This is a genomic window from Serratia sp. BIGb0163 (assembly GCF_024809935.1).
Classification (GTDB): domain Bacteria; phylum Pseudomonadota; class Gammaproteobacteria; order Enterobacterales; family Enterobacteriaceae; genus Serratia; species Serratia quinivorans.
Genome location: NZ_JANUDZ010000001.1, coordinates 1747441 through 1762506, shown reverse-complemented (window position 1 = coordinate 1762506; position 15066 = coordinate 1747441). Strand labels below are relative to the sequence as shown.

General features: G+C 55.6%; 17 protein-coding genes. 10 read left to right on the top strand and 7 right to left on the bottom strand.

The genetic code is table 11. The annotated features are described in order from the left end of the window. Window positions 1–73: 73 nt before the first annotated feature. The 5 genes from cmoB to M2406_RS08460 form a co-directional block, all read right to left on the bottom strand. Complete coding sequence (cmoB, locus tag M2406_RS08480) at window positions 74–1045, bottom strand: tRNA 5-methoxyuridine(34)/uridine 5-oxyacetic acid(34) synthase CmoB (RefSeq protein WP_259189628.1); 972 nt, start codon at window positions 1043–1045, stop codon at window positions 74–76. Then, window positions 1042–1785, bottom strand: a complete 744-nt coding sequence (gene cmoA, locus M2406_RS08475; protein ID WP_012145510.1) for a carboxy-S-adenosyl-L-methionine synthase CmoA — start codon at window positions 1783–1785, stop codon at window positions 1042–1044. Before cmoA ends, cmoB begins: the two co-directional genes overlap by 4 nt. 102 nt (window positions 1786–1887) lie before the next feature. Then, window positions 1888–2283: an MAPEG family protein gene (locus tag M2406_RS08470; protein ID WP_012145509.1), complete on the bottom strand. Its 396-nt coding sequence runs from the start codon at window positions 2281–2283 to the stop codon at window positions 1888–1890. A 102-nt stretch (window positions 2284–2385) separates the two neighbouring features. Continuing rightward, window positions 2386–3201 carry a DUF72 domain-containing protein gene (locus tag M2406_RS08465; protein WP_012145508.1) on the bottom strand — a complete coding sequence of 272 codons (816 nt, stop codon included), beginning with the start codon at window positions 3199–3201 and terminating at the stop codon, window positions 2386–2388. Between the two features lie 74 nt (window positions 3202–3275). Then, a complete protein-coding gene (locus tag M2406_RS08460) occupies window positions 3276–3854 on the bottom strand; it encodes a hydrolase (RefSeq protein ID WP_259189626.1) in 579 nt (192 codons plus the stop codon). 202 nt (window positions 3855–4056) lie between these two features. Between M2406_RS08460 and M2406_RS08455 the strand changes: the two genes are divergently transcribed. From M2406_RS08455 to ruvB, 7 genes are all read left to right on the top strand, one after another. After that, on the top strand, window positions 4057–4287 hold the full coding sequence (locus M2406_RS08455) for a zinc ribbon domain-containing protein (RefSeq protein WP_331251156.1): 231 nt from the start codon (window positions 4057–4059) through the stop codon (window positions 4285–4287). Window positions 4288–4370: 83 nt separating this feature from the next. Further along, window positions 4371–6152 (top strand): aspartate--tRNA ligase, encoded by a 1782-nt coding sequence (aspS, locus tag M2406_RS08450; protein WP_012145505.1) that lies wholly within the window; start codon window positions 4371–4373, stop codon window positions 6150–6152. Further along, window positions 6152–6598 carry a dihydroneopterin triphosphate diphosphatase gene (nudB, locus tag M2406_RS08445; protein WP_017893088.1) on the top strand — a complete coding sequence of 149 codons (447 nt, stop codon included), beginning with the start codon at window positions 6152–6154 and terminating at the stop codon, window positions 6596–6598. The genes aspS and nudB overlap by 1 nt, the downstream gene beginning before the upstream one ends. 19 nt (window positions 6599–6617) lie before the next feature. Further along, window positions 6618–7361: a YebC/PmpR family DNA-binding transcriptional regulator gene (locus M2406_RS08440; protein WP_012145503.1), complete on the top strand. Its 744-nt coding sequence runs from the start codon at window positions 6618–6620 to the stop codon at window positions 7359–7361. A 73-nt stretch (window positions 7362–7434) separates the two neighbouring features. Further along, window positions 7435–7956 carry a crossover junction endodeoxyribonuclease RuvC gene (gene ruvC, locus M2406_RS08435; RefSeq protein WP_012145502.1) on the top strand — a complete coding sequence of 174 codons (522 nt, stop codon included), beginning with the start codon at window positions 7435–7437 and terminating at the stop codon, window positions 7954–7956. Between the two features lie 241 nt (window positions 7957–8197). Beyond that, a complete protein-coding gene (gene ruvA, locus M2406_RS08430) occupies window positions 8198–8809 on the top strand; it encodes a Holliday junction branch migration protein RuvA (protein ID WP_012145501.1) in 612 nt (203 codons plus the stop codon). 20 nt (window positions 8810–8829) lie between these two features. After that, entirely contained in the window at window positions 8830–9834 is a 1005-nt protein-coding gene (gene ruvB, locus M2406_RS08425; RefSeq protein WP_259189623.1) for a Holliday junction branch migration DNA helicase RuvB, read from the top strand. A gap of 73 nt (window positions 9835–9907) precedes the next feature. Here the strand turns inward: ruvB and znuB are convergent, their stop codons facing one another. Continuing rightward, complete coding sequence (gene znuB, locus M2406_RS08420) at window positions 9908–10693, bottom strand: zinc ABC transporter permease subunit ZnuB (RefSeq protein WP_259189622.1); 786 nt, start codon at window positions 10691–10693, stop codon at window positions 9908–9910. After that, on the bottom strand, window positions 10690–11448 hold the full coding sequence (znuC, locus tag M2406_RS08415) for a zinc ABC transporter ATP-binding protein ZnuC (RefSeq protein ID WP_135344224.1): 759 nt from the start codon (window positions 11446–11448) through the stop codon (window positions 10690–10692). The genes znuB and znuC overlap by 4 nt, the downstream gene beginning before the upstream one ends. A gap of 78 nt (window positions 11449–11526) precedes the next feature. Between znuC and znuA the strand changes: the two genes are divergently transcribed. From znuA to lpxM, 3 genes are all read left to right on the top strand, one after another. Beyond that, entirely contained in the window at window positions 11527–12492 is a 966-nt protein-coding gene (gene znuA, locus M2406_RS08410) for a zinc ABC transporter substrate-binding protein ZnuA (protein ID WP_012145497.1), read from the top strand. 21 nt (window positions 12493–12513) lie between these two features. Beyond that, complete coding sequence (gene mepM / locus M2406_RS08405) at window positions 12514–13836, top strand: murein DD-endopeptidase MepM (RefSeq protein WP_012145496.1); 1323 nt, start codon at window positions 12514–12516, stop codon at window positions 13834–13836. 145 nt (window positions 13837–13981) lie between these two features. Then, the gene (lpxM, locus tag M2406_RS08400) at window positions 13982–14950 is read left to right on the top strand and encodes a lauroyl-Kdo(2)-lipid IV(A) myristoyltransferase (RefSeq protein ID WP_012145495.1); all 969 of its coding nucleotides are present in this window, start codon (window positions 13982–13984) and stop codon (window positions 14948–14950) included. Window positions 14951–15066: the final 116 nt, after the last annotated feature.

Here is a 15066-nt window from a genome sequence, read left to right as displayed (position 1 = left end):
TGGCCAAAGCATTTACCGACTGACAACATCATCCCCGTTGAATGTAAATCCAGCGGGGATGATGTTTTGGGCCTTAAGGTTTCCGGGCCACCAGCACGGCGCGCAGCGGGGCGGGGTAGCCTTCGATGGTTTTGCCCGGATCGTTAGGATCGAGGAACTCGGCCAGTGACTCGCTGGTCATCCAGTCGGTGCGGCGTTGCTCTTCGGTGCTGGTCACGCACATGTCGGCGATTTTCACGTCGACGAAACCGCACTTCTCCAGCCAGCACTTCAGCGCTTCGGCAGACGGAATAAAATAGACGTTACGCATTTGCGCATAGCGATCGCCGGGCACCAATACCTGATTGCGGTCGCCTTCGATTACCAGCGTTTCCAACACCAGTTCACCTTCGCTGACCAATTGGTTTTTCAACTGGTAGAGGTGATCCAGCGGCGAGCGGCGGTGATACAACACACCCATCGAAAATACCGTGTCGAAGGCGGCCAGTTCGGGCAGTTGCTCAATGCCGAGCGGCAACAGGTGAGCGCGCTGATCGCCGCCCAGCAGTTTACGCACCGCTTCGAACTGACACAGGAATAACTGCATCGGGTCGATGCCGACCGCCAACTGCGCACCGGCGCCAAGCATGCGCCACAGGTGATAACCGCTGCCGCAACCAACATCAAGAATGGTACGACCGGCCAGCGGTGAAATGTGCGGTAAAACGCGATCCCATTTCCAGTCGGAATGCCATTCGGTATCGATATCGATGCCATACAGCGAGAACGGCCCTTTACGCCACGGCATCATGGTGCGCAGCATTTTTTCGATGCCTTCCAACTGGCCTGGTGACAGAGGGGTGTCCATCTCGGCACGCACGCCGTTCAGCAAATCCAGACGGGTCGGCGTCAGTGCCGGCAGGTGCTCAACCGAATTAAACCACTGTTTGAACTTGCCGTGCAGCGACTCACGCTGCCAGGCGCTAAGCTGCGCGGGCAGGGTATCGAGCCAATGGCTGAGGTTGCCTTTTGCGATGCGTTGATAAAAATCACCAAACTCAATCATGCTGCCGCCCCCGATTTCAGGGCGATCAGTGAACCGAAGTTAAAGCACTGGAACCAGACTTCAGCATGCTCGAAGCCGGCCTGCTTCAAACGCGTCTTGTGGGCGGCTACGGAGTCGGTCAGCATGACGTTTTCCAGCATGCTGCGCTTCTGGCTGATTTCCAGTTCGCTGTAGCCATTGGCGCGTTTAAAATCGTGGTGCATGTTGAACAGCAGCTCGCCGACGTCGGCATCTTCAAAACTGAATTTCTCCGACAGCACCAGTGCGCCGCCCGGACGCAGCCCGCGATAAACCTGTTCCAGCAGGCGCAGGCGGTCGGCCGGCTCCAGGAATTGCAGGGTGAAGTTCAACACCACCATCGAGGCATTTTCGATTTTGATATCGAGAATATCAGCCTCAATTACTTCTACCGGGGTGTCGGCGCGGAAGGCGTCAATATGGCGGCGGCAGCGTTCCACCATCGCCGGGGAATTGTCGACGGCAATGATGTTACAACCCGCCACCTTGATATTCCTTCGCATCGACAGCGTTGCGGCGCCCAGTGAACAGCCGAGGTCATACACCTGGCTGTCGGGCTGAACGAAACGTTCGGCCAGCATGCCAATCATCGAAATGATATTGGAATAGCCGGGAACGGAACGCTGGATCATGTCAGGGAACACTTCAGCGACGCGTTCGTCGAAGGTCCAGTCGCCCAGTTTGGCGATTGGGGCAGAAAAAAGAGTATCGCGGTTTGGCATGGCGGCAAATCAGTTCAGAATTCGAAGGCGCATATGCTAACAGAAAATGGCAAGAAAGAGCAGCGGAAGCAGGCGGCGTAACCGCCTGAGGTGGTGCGGGGATCAATGAAGGCTGAAAATAATATCCCACGGCAGATAGAAAATATTGGCCAGCACCATTAACACCAACGAAAGGTAGGTGGCAGTCATGCCGGAACGACGCCAGCGGACTTCACGATTGCGTAAACCGTAATAATGCACCAAACGGCCGGCCATCAACATCAGGCCACAAATATGGATCATCCATACTTCAGCGCCGTTCATCTCCATGATCACCAGCAAAACGGCGGCGATAGGAATGTATTCTACGGCATTGCCGTGAACGCGGATGGCGGTCTGTAGCTCGTAAAACCCGCCGTCTCCGTAAGCGACACGGTATTGCATCCTTAGCCTAACCACGTCATAAGATAGTTTGAGCAACAACAGTGCGCCGAGCACGACATAAAGCGCGCTTACCATTTTTAACTCCATTCCCTAACCAAAACTGGCAGCCAGCATCATAGCCGCCATTGCATTCACTGTCGCGAGGAAAAATCTGATGTTATTGGTCAGATTAATAGGTCAAAACAGTGCATCCTGCTCGGGCCAGTCTGGTGGGGGCGGTAAATTAGGAATAGCCTGATGCAGTTGCTGCCAGATTTTTTGGGCCTGTTGTGGGGAATCGCCGTTATCCGGCGTATGGATAAACAAGAAGGGTTGATGTTGAGCTTGCCAACTGGGCAGTTTCTGTTGCCAGGCGTCGAACCAGCGCAGGTTATCCTGTAACACATCGCCACCGATAAAACGTACCAATGGATTGTTGGCGGTGACCAGCGCGTGTACCGGCAGTTTGGGTTTTTTCTGCTGTGCATCGCGCACTGCCGCACTGTTGGGGGCGGCGTGATGTACCGGCCGGCTGTCGAGGATCACCCGGTTGATACCGCGCTGATGCAGCCCCTGATTCAGCAGTCTTTCTTCTTCCCCCTTGCCAAAGAATGCCGGGTGGCGGACTTCCACTCCGTAGGTAAACTCTTTTGGCAAGGCGTCAAAAAATTGCCACATTGCCGGTAGCTCCGCCGGGCCGAACGCGGCGGGCAATTGCAGCCACAGTTGACCGATACGTTGATGCACCGGGCTCAGGCACTGGTAAAAGGCTTGTAGATCGGCGTCACAGTTGCGCAGTGCGGCCTGATGACTGATGGTGGCGGGAAATTTGAAACAGAAGCGAAAATCATCGGTGGTCATGTCGCGCCAGCGCTGGACGATTTCCAGTTTCGGTAACGCGTAGAAGGTGGTATTACCTTCCACGCAGTTAAAGTAGCGGCTGTAATCCGCCAAATCGCGCAGCCCGATACGGTTCCAGGCCGGGTGTTGCCACTGTGGGAGTCCGATATACATCAAGCTGGCATCTTCCTTAATTATCCCTGTCAGTCAAACGCGGGCGCAGTATGCGGCGCCCCTACAACTTAACGTTACTCGCCGATGGCGGCAAGAATTTCACGGGTGCTGCGAACGCGCGCCAGACGCGGGAAGATGTTGTTGAAAGCAAACTGGTGCATTTCAGCGTTGGGTGCGCTGCACAGGTCTTCGGCGATCACCAATTCATAGCCGTGTTCCCAGGCGTCACGGGCGGTCGATTCCACGCCGATGTTGGTGGCAATGCCCCCCAGCACGATGGATTTGATGCCGCGGCGACGCAGTTGCAGCTCAAGGTCGGTACCGTAAAATGCGCCCCATTGGCGTTTGGTCACCAGGATATCGCTGTCGCTAACCGCCAGAGACTCGGGGAATTCCCACCAGTTGGCCGGCAACCCGCCTGCAGGCGCTGGGGCGGGTTGATCCACCGGCTGTTTCAGCGCTTCGGCAAAGGTATCTGACCAGCCGACGCGCACCAGGACAACCGGTGCACCCAGCGAACGAAAGTGTGCTGCCAACTGTGCACCATGGGCAACCACGCTCTCGGCGCTGTGTGGTCCACCGGCATAGGGCAGAATGCCGTTTTGCAAATCAATCAAGACCAGGGCCGTGGTTTGAGCATCAAGTTTTAACATGGGAATATCTCGTTACGAGGTGGATAAAATACGCGCAGGTGAGCTGGCGTGCTAAACAGGGGTTGATTCAGGCTACGTGAAAAAAGCGTCACGGGTTAATGGGAAATTTGTTAATCAATGTGTTACTTCGGGCAAAAACACGTCATTTAGTGCTGCAACAAAACCGTGTTCGCACTTATCTGGCGCATGAATTTCCTTTATAATGATCGCCTTTTTTCAACACACTTTACTCCGACGACCTATGCCGATTTATGAATATGCATGTGGTGCTTGCAGCCTTCGGTTAGAGAAACTGCAAAAATTTTCCGATGCGCCGCTGACAGATTGTCCGGCGTGTGGGCAGCCCGCGTTAACCAAGCTGATTTCGTCCACCGGTTTCCAGTTAAAGGGTACGGGTTGGTATGCAACAGACTTCAAACCGGGTAATAAGTAGAGTTCATCAGAAATCATCAGAAAACAGCCGCGTGGCAGGCGCTAAAGCCCGCGCGGCATCGGCTTAAGCCAAAAGGATAGCGTATGCGTACTGAATATTGCGGGCAGTTGAATCTGTCTCACGTGGGCCAGGAAGTCACTTTGTGTGGTTGGGTCAACCGTCGTCGCGATCTGGGCGGCCTGATCTTTATTGATATGCGCGACCGCGAAGGCATCGTGCAGGTGTTTTTCGATCCGGACCAGAAGGCCGCGTTCGATAAGGCGTACGACCTGCGCAATGAATTCTGCATCCAGATCGTCGGCACCGTGCGTGCCCGTCCGGACAGCCAGATCAATAAAGATATGGCCACCGGCGAAGTGGAAGTGTTCGCCCACGCTCTGGAGATCATCAACCGTTCCGAGCCTCTGCCGCTGGACTCCAACCAGGTCAACAGCGAAGAAGCGCGCCTGAAATACCGCTACCTGGATCTGCGTCGTCCGGAAATGGCCGATCGCCTGAAAACCCGCGCCAAAATCACCAGTTTTGTGCGTCGCTTTATGGACAGCCACGGCTTCCTCGATATCGAAACGCCGATGTTGACCAAAGCCACGCCGGAAGGTGCCCGCGACTACCTGGTACCGAGCCGGGTACATAAAGGCAAATTCTATGCGTTACCGCAGTCACCACAGCTGTTCAAACAGTTGCTGATGATGTCCGGTTTCGATCGCTACTATCAAATCGTTAAATGCTTCCGCGACGAAGACCTGCGTGCTGACCGTCAGCCTGAATTTACCCAGATCGACGTGGAAACCTCTTTCATGACCGCCGAACAGGTGCGTGAAGTGATGGAGAAACTGGCGCGTGAACTGTGGCTGGACGTGAAGAACGTAGATCTGGGTGATTTCCCGATCATGACCTTCGAAGAAGCGATGCGCCGTTACGGCTCGGACAAACCGGACCTGCGTAACCCATTGGAACTGGTGGACGTTGCCGATCTGGTCAAAGACGTCGAGTTCAAAGTGTTCTCCGGCCCGGCTAACGATGCCAAAGGCCGCGTAGCCGCGATTTGCGTTCCGGGCGGCGCGCAGCTGACGCGTAAACTGATCGACGAGTACGGCGCTTTCGTTAACATCTATGGTGCCAAAGGCCTGGCCTGGTTGAAGGTCAATGACCGTGCCGCAGGCATGGAAGGCGTACAGAGCCCGATCGCCAAATTCCTCAGCGCAGAAGTGCTGGAAGCGATCCTGGCGCGCACTAACGCGCAGTCAGGCGACATTCTGTTCTTCGGCGCCGACAGCTTCAAAATTGTCACCGATGCGATGGGCGCACTGCGTCTGAAACTGGGCCGCGATCTGGAGCTGACTAAACTGGACAGCTGGGCACCGCTGTGGGTGGTTGACTTCCCAATGTTCGAAGAAGACGGTGAAGGCGGCCTGGCAGCGATGCACCATCCGTTCACTGCTCCACGCGACATGAGCCCGGAAGAGCTGGCTGGCACGCCAACTAACGCTATTGCCAACGCTTACGACATGGTTATCAATGGCTATGAAGTGGGCGGCGGTTCAGTGCGTATTCACCGTAGTGAAATGCAGCAGACGGTGTTCAGCATTCTCGGTATTAACGAGCACGAACAGCGCGAGAAGTTTGGCTTCCTGCTGGACGCGCTGAAGTACGGCACGCCGCCACACGCCGGCCTGGCTTTTGGCCTGGATCGTCTGGTAATGCTGCTGACCGGTACCGACAACATTCGTGACGTCATCGCCTTCCCGAAAACCACCGCAGCGGCCTGTCTGATGACCGAAGCGCCGAGCTTCGCCAACCCGGCGTCGCTGCAGGAGCTGGCGATCTGCGTGGTGAAGAAAGCCTCTGAACAAGAGAGCGAGTGATGAACTACAAGCGACCCGAGTCTATTCTGGTAGTGATTTATGCAAAATCCAGTGGTCGGGTGCTGATGTTACAGCGGCGCGATGATATCGAATTCTGGCAGTCGGTGACCGGCAGCCTGGAGGAAGATGAGTCGCCGCCGCATGCCGCCCGGCGTGAGGTCATGGAAGAAGTCGGCATCGATATCGAAGCAGAGAATCTGCCGTTGTTCGATTGCCAGCGCTGTGTGGAGTTTGAACTCTTTGTCCATTTGCGACATCGCTATGCCCCGGGAACCACGCGCAATAAAGAGCATTGGTTCTGTCTGGCTTTGCCTGAAGAGCGCGATCCGGTGATTACCGAACATCACGCCTACCAGTGGCTTGAGGCGGCGCAGGCCGTGAAGTTGACCAAGTCCTGGAGCAATCAGCAGGCGATTGAAGAGTTTGTGATTAATTCAGTCCAGTAATTTTTTTCGGAGATTTTTTATGGCAGGTCATAGTAAGTGGGCCAACACCAAGCACCGCAAGGCAGCGCAGGATTCCAAGCGCGGTAAAATTTTCACCAAAATTATTCGTGAGCTGGTGACCGCCGCGAAACTGGGCGGTGGCGATCCGGGGGCTAACCCGCGTCTGCGTGCGGCGATCGACAAGGCGCTGTCCAACAACATGACGCGCGATACCCTGAACCGTGCCATCGCGCGCGGCGTGGGCGGTGACGATGATTCCAACATGGAAACCATCATTTATGAAGGCTACGGCCCGGGCGGCACTGCCGTCATGATCGAATGCCTGAGTGATAACCGTAACCGTACCGTGGCCGAAGTGCGTCATGCCTTTACCAAATGTGGCGGTAACCTGGGTACTGATGGCTCCGTGGCTTACCTGTTCACCAAAAAGGGCGTAATCACTTACGCACCGGGCCTGGATGAAGACGTGGTGATGGAAGCGGCGCTGGAAGCCGGTGCTGAAGATATCGTCAGCTACGACGACGGCGTGATCGACGTATTCACCGCCTGGGAAAACCTCGGCGAAGTGAAAGACGCTCTGACCGCAGCCGGTTTCACCGCCGACTCGGCAGAAGTTTCCATGATCCCATCGACCAAGGCCGATATGGATGAGGAAACCGCGCCTAAACTGTTGCGCCTGATCGACATGCTGGAAGACTGTGACGACGTGCAGGAGGTTTACCACAACGGTGAGATCTCCGATGAAGTAGCAGCGACGCTGTAATCGGCTTGAAGTACGGCGCTGCCTGGTGGCAGCGCCTGGCGAAGTTAATGCTTAACGCAAGGTGGGTGTAGGGATGACGATCATTCTCGGTATCGATCCCGGATCGCGCGTCACCGGTTACGGCCTTATTCGCCAGCAGGGACGCCAGTTGACCTATGTGGCCAGCGGCTGTATCCGTACCGTGGTGGATGATATGCCGACGCGTTTGAAGCTGATTTATGCGGGCGTCAGCGAAATCATCACCCAGTTTAAACCGGACTTTTTTGCCATCGAACAGGTATTTATGGCGAAAAACCCGGATTCGGCGCTCAAACTCGGGCAGGCGCGCGGTGTGGCCATTGTCGCCGCCGTGAACCAGGATTTGGAAGTGTTTGAGTATGCGGCACGCCAGGTGAAACAAACGGTGGTCGGTACCGGTGCGGCAGAAAAAGCGCAGGTGCAGCATATGGTGCGCTCCTTGCTGAAGCTGTCGGCCAACCCTCAGGCTGATGCCGCCGATGCGCTGGCCATCGCCATTACTCACTGCCATCTCAGCCAGAACGTGCTGCGGATGAGTGAAGGGCGCTTGAACCTGGCGCGTGGGCGTTTAAAGTAGCGCTTGATCGGTGATATAACAGGCTCCAGATAAAGTTTGTTATTAGGGAGAGCGTGCCGAAGGGGTCGTAGCGGCTTGTCCGCCGGAGCGCCCCTCGGTGCGCTAGGCCCGGGTATCTCGGGCTTGAAGGCCACTTTGTTATTAAACTTAGGCTGGATATTCATCCAGCCTTTTTTATGTTATAAGCTTTACCAGCACGGCATGACAGCAGGTCATGCTCATGAATTCTGCAGGAGGGTAAATGATAGGTCGTCTCAGAGGTTATATTCTGGAAAAGCAGCCGCCGCTGGTGTTACTGGAGGCAAACGGTGTGGGCTATGAAGTGCATATGCCGATGACCTGCTTTTATGAGCTGCCGGAACTGGGGCAAGAGGCTATCGTGTTTACCCAATTCGTGGTGCGCGAAGATGCACAGCTGCTGTACGGCTTTAATGATAAGCAAGAGCGTGCGCTGTTCCGCGAATTGATCAAAGTCAACGGCGTGGGGCCAAAGCTGGCGCTGGCCATTTTGTCCGGCATGTCCGCGCAACAGTTCGTCAGCGCGGTAGAGCGTGAAGAGATCACTTCATTGGTGAAATTGCCGGGCGTAGGCAAGAAAACCGCTGAGCGCCTGGTGGTGGAAATGAAAGACCGCTTCAAAGGGCTTAATGGCGATCTGTTCAATAACAGCAGTGAAATCACGCTGCCAACCGCAGCGCAAGCCGCCGAGTTGGACGCGGAAGCCGAGGCAGCATCTGCACTGGTGGCATTGGGATACAAACCGCAGGAAGCCAGCCGTATGGTCAGCAAAATCGCCAAGCCTGGCGCCGATTGCGAAACCCTGATCCGCGACGCGTTGCGCGCCGCGCTGTAAGCGCCGATAAGGGATAGAGAATGATTGAAGCCGATCGCCTTATTTCTGCCGAACCGCTCAATGAAGAAGAAATTCTTGATCGCGCCATCCGGCCGAAGCTGCTGACGGAGTACGTCGGTCAGCCACATGTCCGCGAGCAGATGGAAATCTTTATTCAGGCGGCCAAGCAACGTGGCGACGCGCTGGACCACCTGCTGATTTTCGGTCCGCCGGGGCTGGGTAAAACCACGCTGGCCAACATCGTTGCCAATGAAATGGGCGTTAACCTGCGTACCACTTCCGGGCCGGTATTGGAGAAGGCGGGCGATCTGGCGGCGATGCTGACCAACCTCGAGCCACATGACGTGCTGTTCATCGATGAAATCCACCGCCTCTCTCCGGTAGTAGAAGAAGTGCTGTATCCGGCGATGGAAGATTACCAACTGGATATCATGATCGGCGAAGGCCCGGCCGCTCGCTCGATCAAACTCGATTTGCCGCCGTTCACGCTGGTGGGCGCAACCACCCGTGCCGGTTCACTGACGTCGCCATTGCGTGACCGCTTCGGTATTGTGCAGCGCCTGGAGTTTTATCAGGTCGCCGATTTGCAACATATCGTTTCACGCAGCGCTAATTGCCTGGGGCTGGATCTGTCGGAAGAGGGCGCCCATCAGGTAGCTCGTCGTGCGCGCGGCACACCGCGTATTGCCAACCGTTTACTGCGCCGGGTGCGTGACTTTGCCGAAGTTCGCGCCAATGGCGTCATCAATGGCGAAGTGGCGATGCAGGCGCTGGATATGTTGAACGTCGACGCCGAAGGCTTCGACTATATGGACCGCAAGCTGTTGCTGGCGATTATCGACAAGTTCACCGGCGGGCCAGTGGGCCTGGATAACCTGGCGGCGGCGATTGGTGAGGAGCGGGAAACTATCGAAGACGTTATCGAACCCTTCCTGATCCAGCAAGGTTTTATCCAGCGCACACCGCGTGGGCGCATGGCGACCAATCATGCCTATAAGCACTTTGGCATGGTGCGCGAAGAGTAAGAGAACGCTGTGCATTAAAAAGGGCCGCAATTGAATTAATTGCGGCCCTTTTGACATCGGTAGCTGCCGGGGGTCAGGCTTGCTGCTTCTTGGACAAGCTTAAAACAAACAGCACCGCGGCGCTCAAGACGACCGACGGACCGGCCGGGGTGTCGTAGAAGGCCGAAAAGGTCAGCCCGCCGGTTACGGCAAGTATGCCCACCAGCACCGCGTATCCGGCCATTTGCTCCGGCGTGCGAGCGAAGCGGCGTGCAGTCGCCGCAGGAACAATCAACAGTGAAGTGATGATCAGCGCACCGACGAACTTCATCGCCAGGCCGATGGTCAGGGCCGTCACCAGCATCAACACGGTGCGCGCACGCACCAGATTAACACCGTCGACATGTGCCAGTTCCGGGCTGACGGTCATCGAAAGCAGGTTGCGCCACTGCCACCACAGGATCAGCAGCACGACGGTTACGCCAATGCCAATCATCCAGATATCGGTGAGGGTGACCGACAGCAGATCGCCAAACAGGTAGGCCATCAGATCGACCCGCACGTTCGACATCAGCGCCACCACGACCAGCCCCAGTGAGAGTGCGCTGTGCGCCATAATCCCGAGTAGGGTATCAACGGAAAGCTGCGGGCGACGCTCCAGCCACACCAACACCAGAGCCAACACCAGCGTCACGGCAATCACCGCATAGAAGGGATTGATGTCCAGCAGCAGACCGAAAGCCACGCCAAGCAACGAGGCATGCGCCAGGGTATCGCCGAAATAGGACATCCGTCGCCAGACCACAAATGAGCCAAGCGGACCGGCGGCGCAGGCCAACAGGACGCCGGCCAGCCAGCCGGGTAATAACAGTTCGATCATGCCTCACGGCCCCCGGTTTTCTTCAACACAATTCGTCCTTGCAGGTCGTGACGGTGGTTATGGTGGTGGCGATAGACCGCCAGTTGTTCCGCACCGCGGTTGCCGAACATGGCGATAAATTCAGGATGCATCGAAACCACCTCCGGCGCGCCGGAACAGCAGATGTGTTGGTTGAGGCACAGCACTTCGTCGGTTTTCGCCATCACCAGGTGCAGGTCATGGGACACCATCAATACCGCGCAGCCCAACTCTTTACGCAGTTGGTCGATCAGATCGTACAGCGCCAGTTGGCCGTTAACATCAACCCCCTGGGTCGGCTCATCCAGCACCAGTAGTTGTGGCTTGTTCAGCAGCGCCCGAGCCAGCAATACGCGCTGGTTTTCACCGCCTGAGAGTTTTTGCATGGGTTGATCGAGCAGGTGGGCCGCCTGCACACGCTTAAGCGCTGGCAGAATATCGGCCTTTTTGACGCCGGGCTTCAGGCGCATAAAGCGGCTGACGGTCAGCGGCAGGGTGGCATCGAGGTGCAATTTTTGCGGCACATAGCCAATGCGCAGGCCAGGCTCGCGTTCGAGCTTTCCCTCGGTGGGCGCAATCAGCCCCAGCACCACTCGCACCAGCGTAGATTTGCCCGCGCCATTTGGGCCTAGCAGCGTCAGAATACGGCCCGGCTGCAGGCTGAGCGAAATATTCGACAGCACCTTGCGGTTACCAAAGGAGACGGAGATATTTTTTAGCGTTGTCAGTGTGGACATCTCATGATTACATTTTGCAGAACTAACCGAATGTTATAATATCACGCCTCGCTGATGAAAACGACGGGATTACTGATAATGGCACAGAAAAATAAATGGCTGCAGCGTACGTTGCTGGCCAGCGCATTGATGATGGCCGGGCCGCTGAGCAGCGCGTCTGCGGCGGTGGTAACTTCTATACGGCCGGTGGGTTTTATCGCTGCGGCAATAGCCGACGGCGTAACGCCGACCGAAGTGCTGTTGCCGGATGGCGCATCACCGCACGATTTCGCGCTGCGGCCTTCCGATATCCAGCGCCTGCGTGCCGCCGATCTGGTGGTATGGGTGGGGCCGGATATGGAAGCCTTTCTGGCCAAACCCTTAATCTCCATATCGGCTAACCGCCAGGTTGCCATCAGTGAATTGAGTGGGGTCAAACCGCTGCTGATGAAGGGTGAAGACGACGATCACGACCATGAACACGACCATGATCATGCAGCAGATACGCATAATAATGCTGGAAGTGACGAAGGGGATGGGCACCATCACGGCGAATATAATATGCACGTTTGGCTGTCCCCGGAAGTGGCAAAAGTGACCGCGATCGCGATTCACGACAGGTTATTGGAACTTATGCCGCAAAATAAAGACAAATTAGACGCAAACCTGCGCCAGTTCGAGAATCTGCTGACGCAAACTGACAAAAATGTTGGTAACATGCTTAAGCCTGTGCAAGGCAAGGGATATTATGTTTTTCATGATGCTTACGGCTACTTTGAGAAACATTTCGGTTTGAGCCCGCTGGGCCATTTTACCGTTAATCCCGAAATCCAGCCTGGGGCACAGCGCTTACACCAAATTCGAACACAGTTGGTTGAGCAGAAAGCAGTATGCGTTTTTGCTGAGCCACAATTCAGGCCGGCCGTAATCAATGCGGTTGCCAAGGGGACCAAAGTGCGTTCTGGAACGCTGGATCCGCTGGGCACCGGCATCGCACTGGGGAAAGACAGCTACGGGAACTTCCTGACTCAGCTGTCAAACCAGTACGTGAGCTGCCTGAAGTAAAGATTATGAGGATAAAATCGAGTGCAGCAGATAGTCAAAACTATCGCTCTGGCGTATAACAACCTGCCACGGCCCCACCGCGTCATGCTGGGGTCGTTGACAGTGGTTACATTGGCCGTTGCCGTCTGGCGGCCTTTTGTTTATCACCCAGAACATAACCCCATCGTTAAGAGTATCGAATTAGAATCCAGCCAGTTACGATCCTTGCTGCCAGAAGCCAGTGAGCCGATCGATCTTGACCAAGCCACCCCCGATGATGACATCCCACAGGATGAGCTGGACCAGAAGGTCGCCGGCGAGGATGGAGTGCATGAATATGTCGTTTCCACGGGTGACACCCTCGGCAGTATCCTGACCCAATATGGCATCGATATGTCGGACGTCACGCTGTTGGCATCGCAGAACCGCGATCTGCGTAATCTGAAAATTGGCCAACAGCTGTCATGGACAGTGAACGATGCCGGCGATCTGCAGCGTTTGACCTGGGAAGTGTCCCGCCGCGAGACCCGTACTTACGATCGTACGGGCAACAGCTTCAAAGAAAGTCAGGAATCTCAACAGGGTGAATGGCGTAATAATGTGATCAGCGGCCGACTCAACGGCAGCTTTGTCACCAGCGCCGCTAACGCCGGCCTGAGCCGTGCCGAAATCAATGCGGTGATCAAGGCGCTGCAGTGGCAGTTGGATTTCCGCAAACTGCGCAAGGGCGATCAATTCTCGGTATTGATGTCCCGCGAACACTTTGATGGCAAGAGTGCGCAGAGCCAGTTGCTGGGTGTGCGCATGCGCACCGGCGGTAAGGACTACTACGCTATTCGTGCCGAAGACGGTAAATTCTACGATCGTCAAGGTTCTGGTCTGGCGAAAGGCTTTATGCGTTTCCCGACCATGAAGCAATTCCGCATTTCCTCAAACTTCAACCCACGCCGGGTTAACCCGGTCACCGGGCGCATTGCGCCGCATAAAGGCGTCGACTTCGCGATGCCGGTTGGCACCCCGGTGCTGGCCGTAGGTGACGGTGAAGTACTTATCGCCAAACGCAGTGGCGCTGCGGGTAACTATGTGGCCATTCGTCATGGTCGCCAGTACACCACGCGTTATATGCATCTGAAAAAACTGTTGGTTAAGCCAGGTCAGAAAGTGAAACGTGGTGATCGTATTGCGTTGTCCGGTAATACCGGCCGCTCTACCGGCCCACATCTGCACTTTGAAATGTGGACCAACCAACAGGCCGTGAACCCGTTGACGGCGAAACTGCCGCGCTCTGAAGGATTGACCGGTAAAGATCGCAGTGATTATCTGGCGCAGGTGAAGGAAGTCACCCCGCAGCTGCAGTTGGATTAATCCCTTGTTTGGGCGCTACGCGCCAGTGATACCATCGGCCTGATTTCGGGCCGATGTTGTTTTATATTGGCGCTTCGCCGTGGTTAATTGCAAAATCAATCTTTGCAATTATGATTAGCCGAACCGCTAAGTTAAGAGCTTGTGCATGCAAAACGAAAAAAAATCTAACTCAGAGTTCATCCCGCAATTTCAGAAAGCCTTTTACCACCCGCGCTACTGGGGCGTTTGGCTGGGAACCGGGCTGATGGCCGGTATTTCATTAGTGCCTGCGCGCTTGCGCGATCCGGTGCTGGGTGCCGTTGGCAAACTGGCCGGCAAGGTGGCTAAAGGCGCCCGACGTCGTGCGCGCATCAACCTGCTGTATTGTTTGCCGGAAGTGCCGGAAAACGAGCGTGAGCACATCATTGATGAGATGTTTGCCACCGCGCCGCAGTCGATGATCCTGATGGCCGAACTGGCCTGTACCAAACCGGAAAAAGTGTTGAAGCGTGTTCGCTGGCACGGGGAAGAGGTGCTGGATAAAATCCGTGAAGAAGGCCGTAACGTGATTTTTCTGGTACCACATGGCTGGGCGGTGGATGTTCCGGCGATGTTAATGGCGGCTCGCGGTCAGCCGATGGCGGCGATGTTCCACAACCAGAGCAACCCGTTGGTCGACTACCTGTGGAATACGGTGCGCCGTAAATTTGGTGGACGGATGCATGCGCGCAATGACGGCATCAAGCCTTTTATCAGCTCAGTGCGCCAGGGCTATTGGGGCTATTATCTGCCCGATCAGGATCACGGTGCCGAACACAGTGAGTTCGTCGACTTCTTCGCTACCTATAAGGCGACGCTGCCGGCAGTGGGCCGTCTGATGAAAGTCTGCCGTGCGGCCATTGTGCCTTTGTTCCCGGTGTATGACGGCAAAACCAGTATGCTGGATGTTTATATTCGTCCGCCGATGGACGATTTGGCCACCGCCGATGACCACACTATTGCGCGTCGGATGAATGAAGAGGTGGAGAATCTGGTAGGGCCGAACCCGGAACAGTACACCTGGATCCTCAAACTGTTGAAAACGCGTAAAGAAGGTGAGATTGAACCTTATTCGCGCGATGATCTCTATCGCTAAAAGTCATATTTGCTTAATGCCAAAGGTCAGTCATCTCAGGTGATTGGCCTTTTTCGTATGGTGCTTAAAAATGCAATAGGTGGCGCTCCATTTGCCGTAACGGCGACTGGAGATGA

Coding starts and splice junctions, on each gene's coding strand:
- ruvA (WP_012145501.1), top strand. CDS start 8,198: ATGATAGGTCGTCTCAGAGGTTATATTCTGGAAAAGCAGCCGCCGCTG.
- M2406_RS08470 (WP_012145509.1), bottom strand. CDS start 2,283: ATGGTAAGCGCGCTTTATGTCGTGCTCGGCGCACTGTTGTTGCTCAAA.
- lpxM (WP_012145495.1), top strand. CDS start 13,982: ATGCAAAACGAAAAAAAATCTAACTCAGAGTTCATCCCGCAATTTCAG.
- nudB (WP_017893088.1), top strand. CDS start 6,152: ATGAACTACAAGCGACCCGAGTCTATTCTGGTAGTGATTTATGCAAAA.
- M2406_RS08465 (WP_012145508.1), bottom strand. CDS start 3,201: ATGTATATCGGACTCCCACAGTGGCAACACCCGGCCTGGAACCGTATC.
- M2406_RS08440 (WP_012145503.1), top strand. CDS start 6,618: ATGGCAGGTCATAGTAAGTGGGCCAACACCAAGCACCGCAAGGCAGCG.
- M2406_RS08460 (WP_259189626.1), bottom strand. CDS start 3,854: ATGTTAAAACTTGATGCTCAAACCACGGCCCTGGTCTTGATTGATTTG.
- M2406_RS08455 (WP_331251156.1), top strand. CDS start 4,057: ATGATCGCCTTTTTTCAACACACTTTACTCCGACGACCTATGCCGATT.
- cmoB (WP_259189628.1), bottom strand. CDS start 1,045: ATGATTGAGTTTGGTGATTTTTATCAACGCATCGCAAAAGGCAACCTC.
- cmoA (WP_012145510.1), bottom strand. CDS start 1,785: ATGCCAAACCGCGATACTCTTTTTTCTGCCCCAATCGCCAAACTGGGC.
- znuC (WP_135344224.1), bottom strand. CDS start 11,448: ATGTCCACACTGACAACGCTAAAAAATATCTCCGTCTCCTTTGGTAAC.
- znuA (WP_012145497.1), top strand. CDS start 11,527: ATGGCACAGAAAAATAAATGGCTGCAGCGTACGTTGCTGGCCAGCGCA.
- ruvB (WP_259189623.1), top strand. CDS start 8,830: ATGATTGAAGCCGATCGCCTTATTTCTGCCGAACCGCTCAATGAAGAA.
- ruvC (WP_012145502.1), top strand. CDS start 7,435: ATGACGATCATTCTCGGTATCGATCCCGGATCGCGCGTCACCGGTTAC.
- aspS (WP_012145505.1), top strand. CDS start 4,371: ATGCGTACTGAATATTGCGGGCAGTTGAATCTGTCTCACGTGGGCCAG.
- znuB (WP_259189622.1), bottom strand. CDS start 10,693: ATGATCGAACTGTTATTACCCGGCTGGCTGGCCGGCGTCCTGTTGGCC.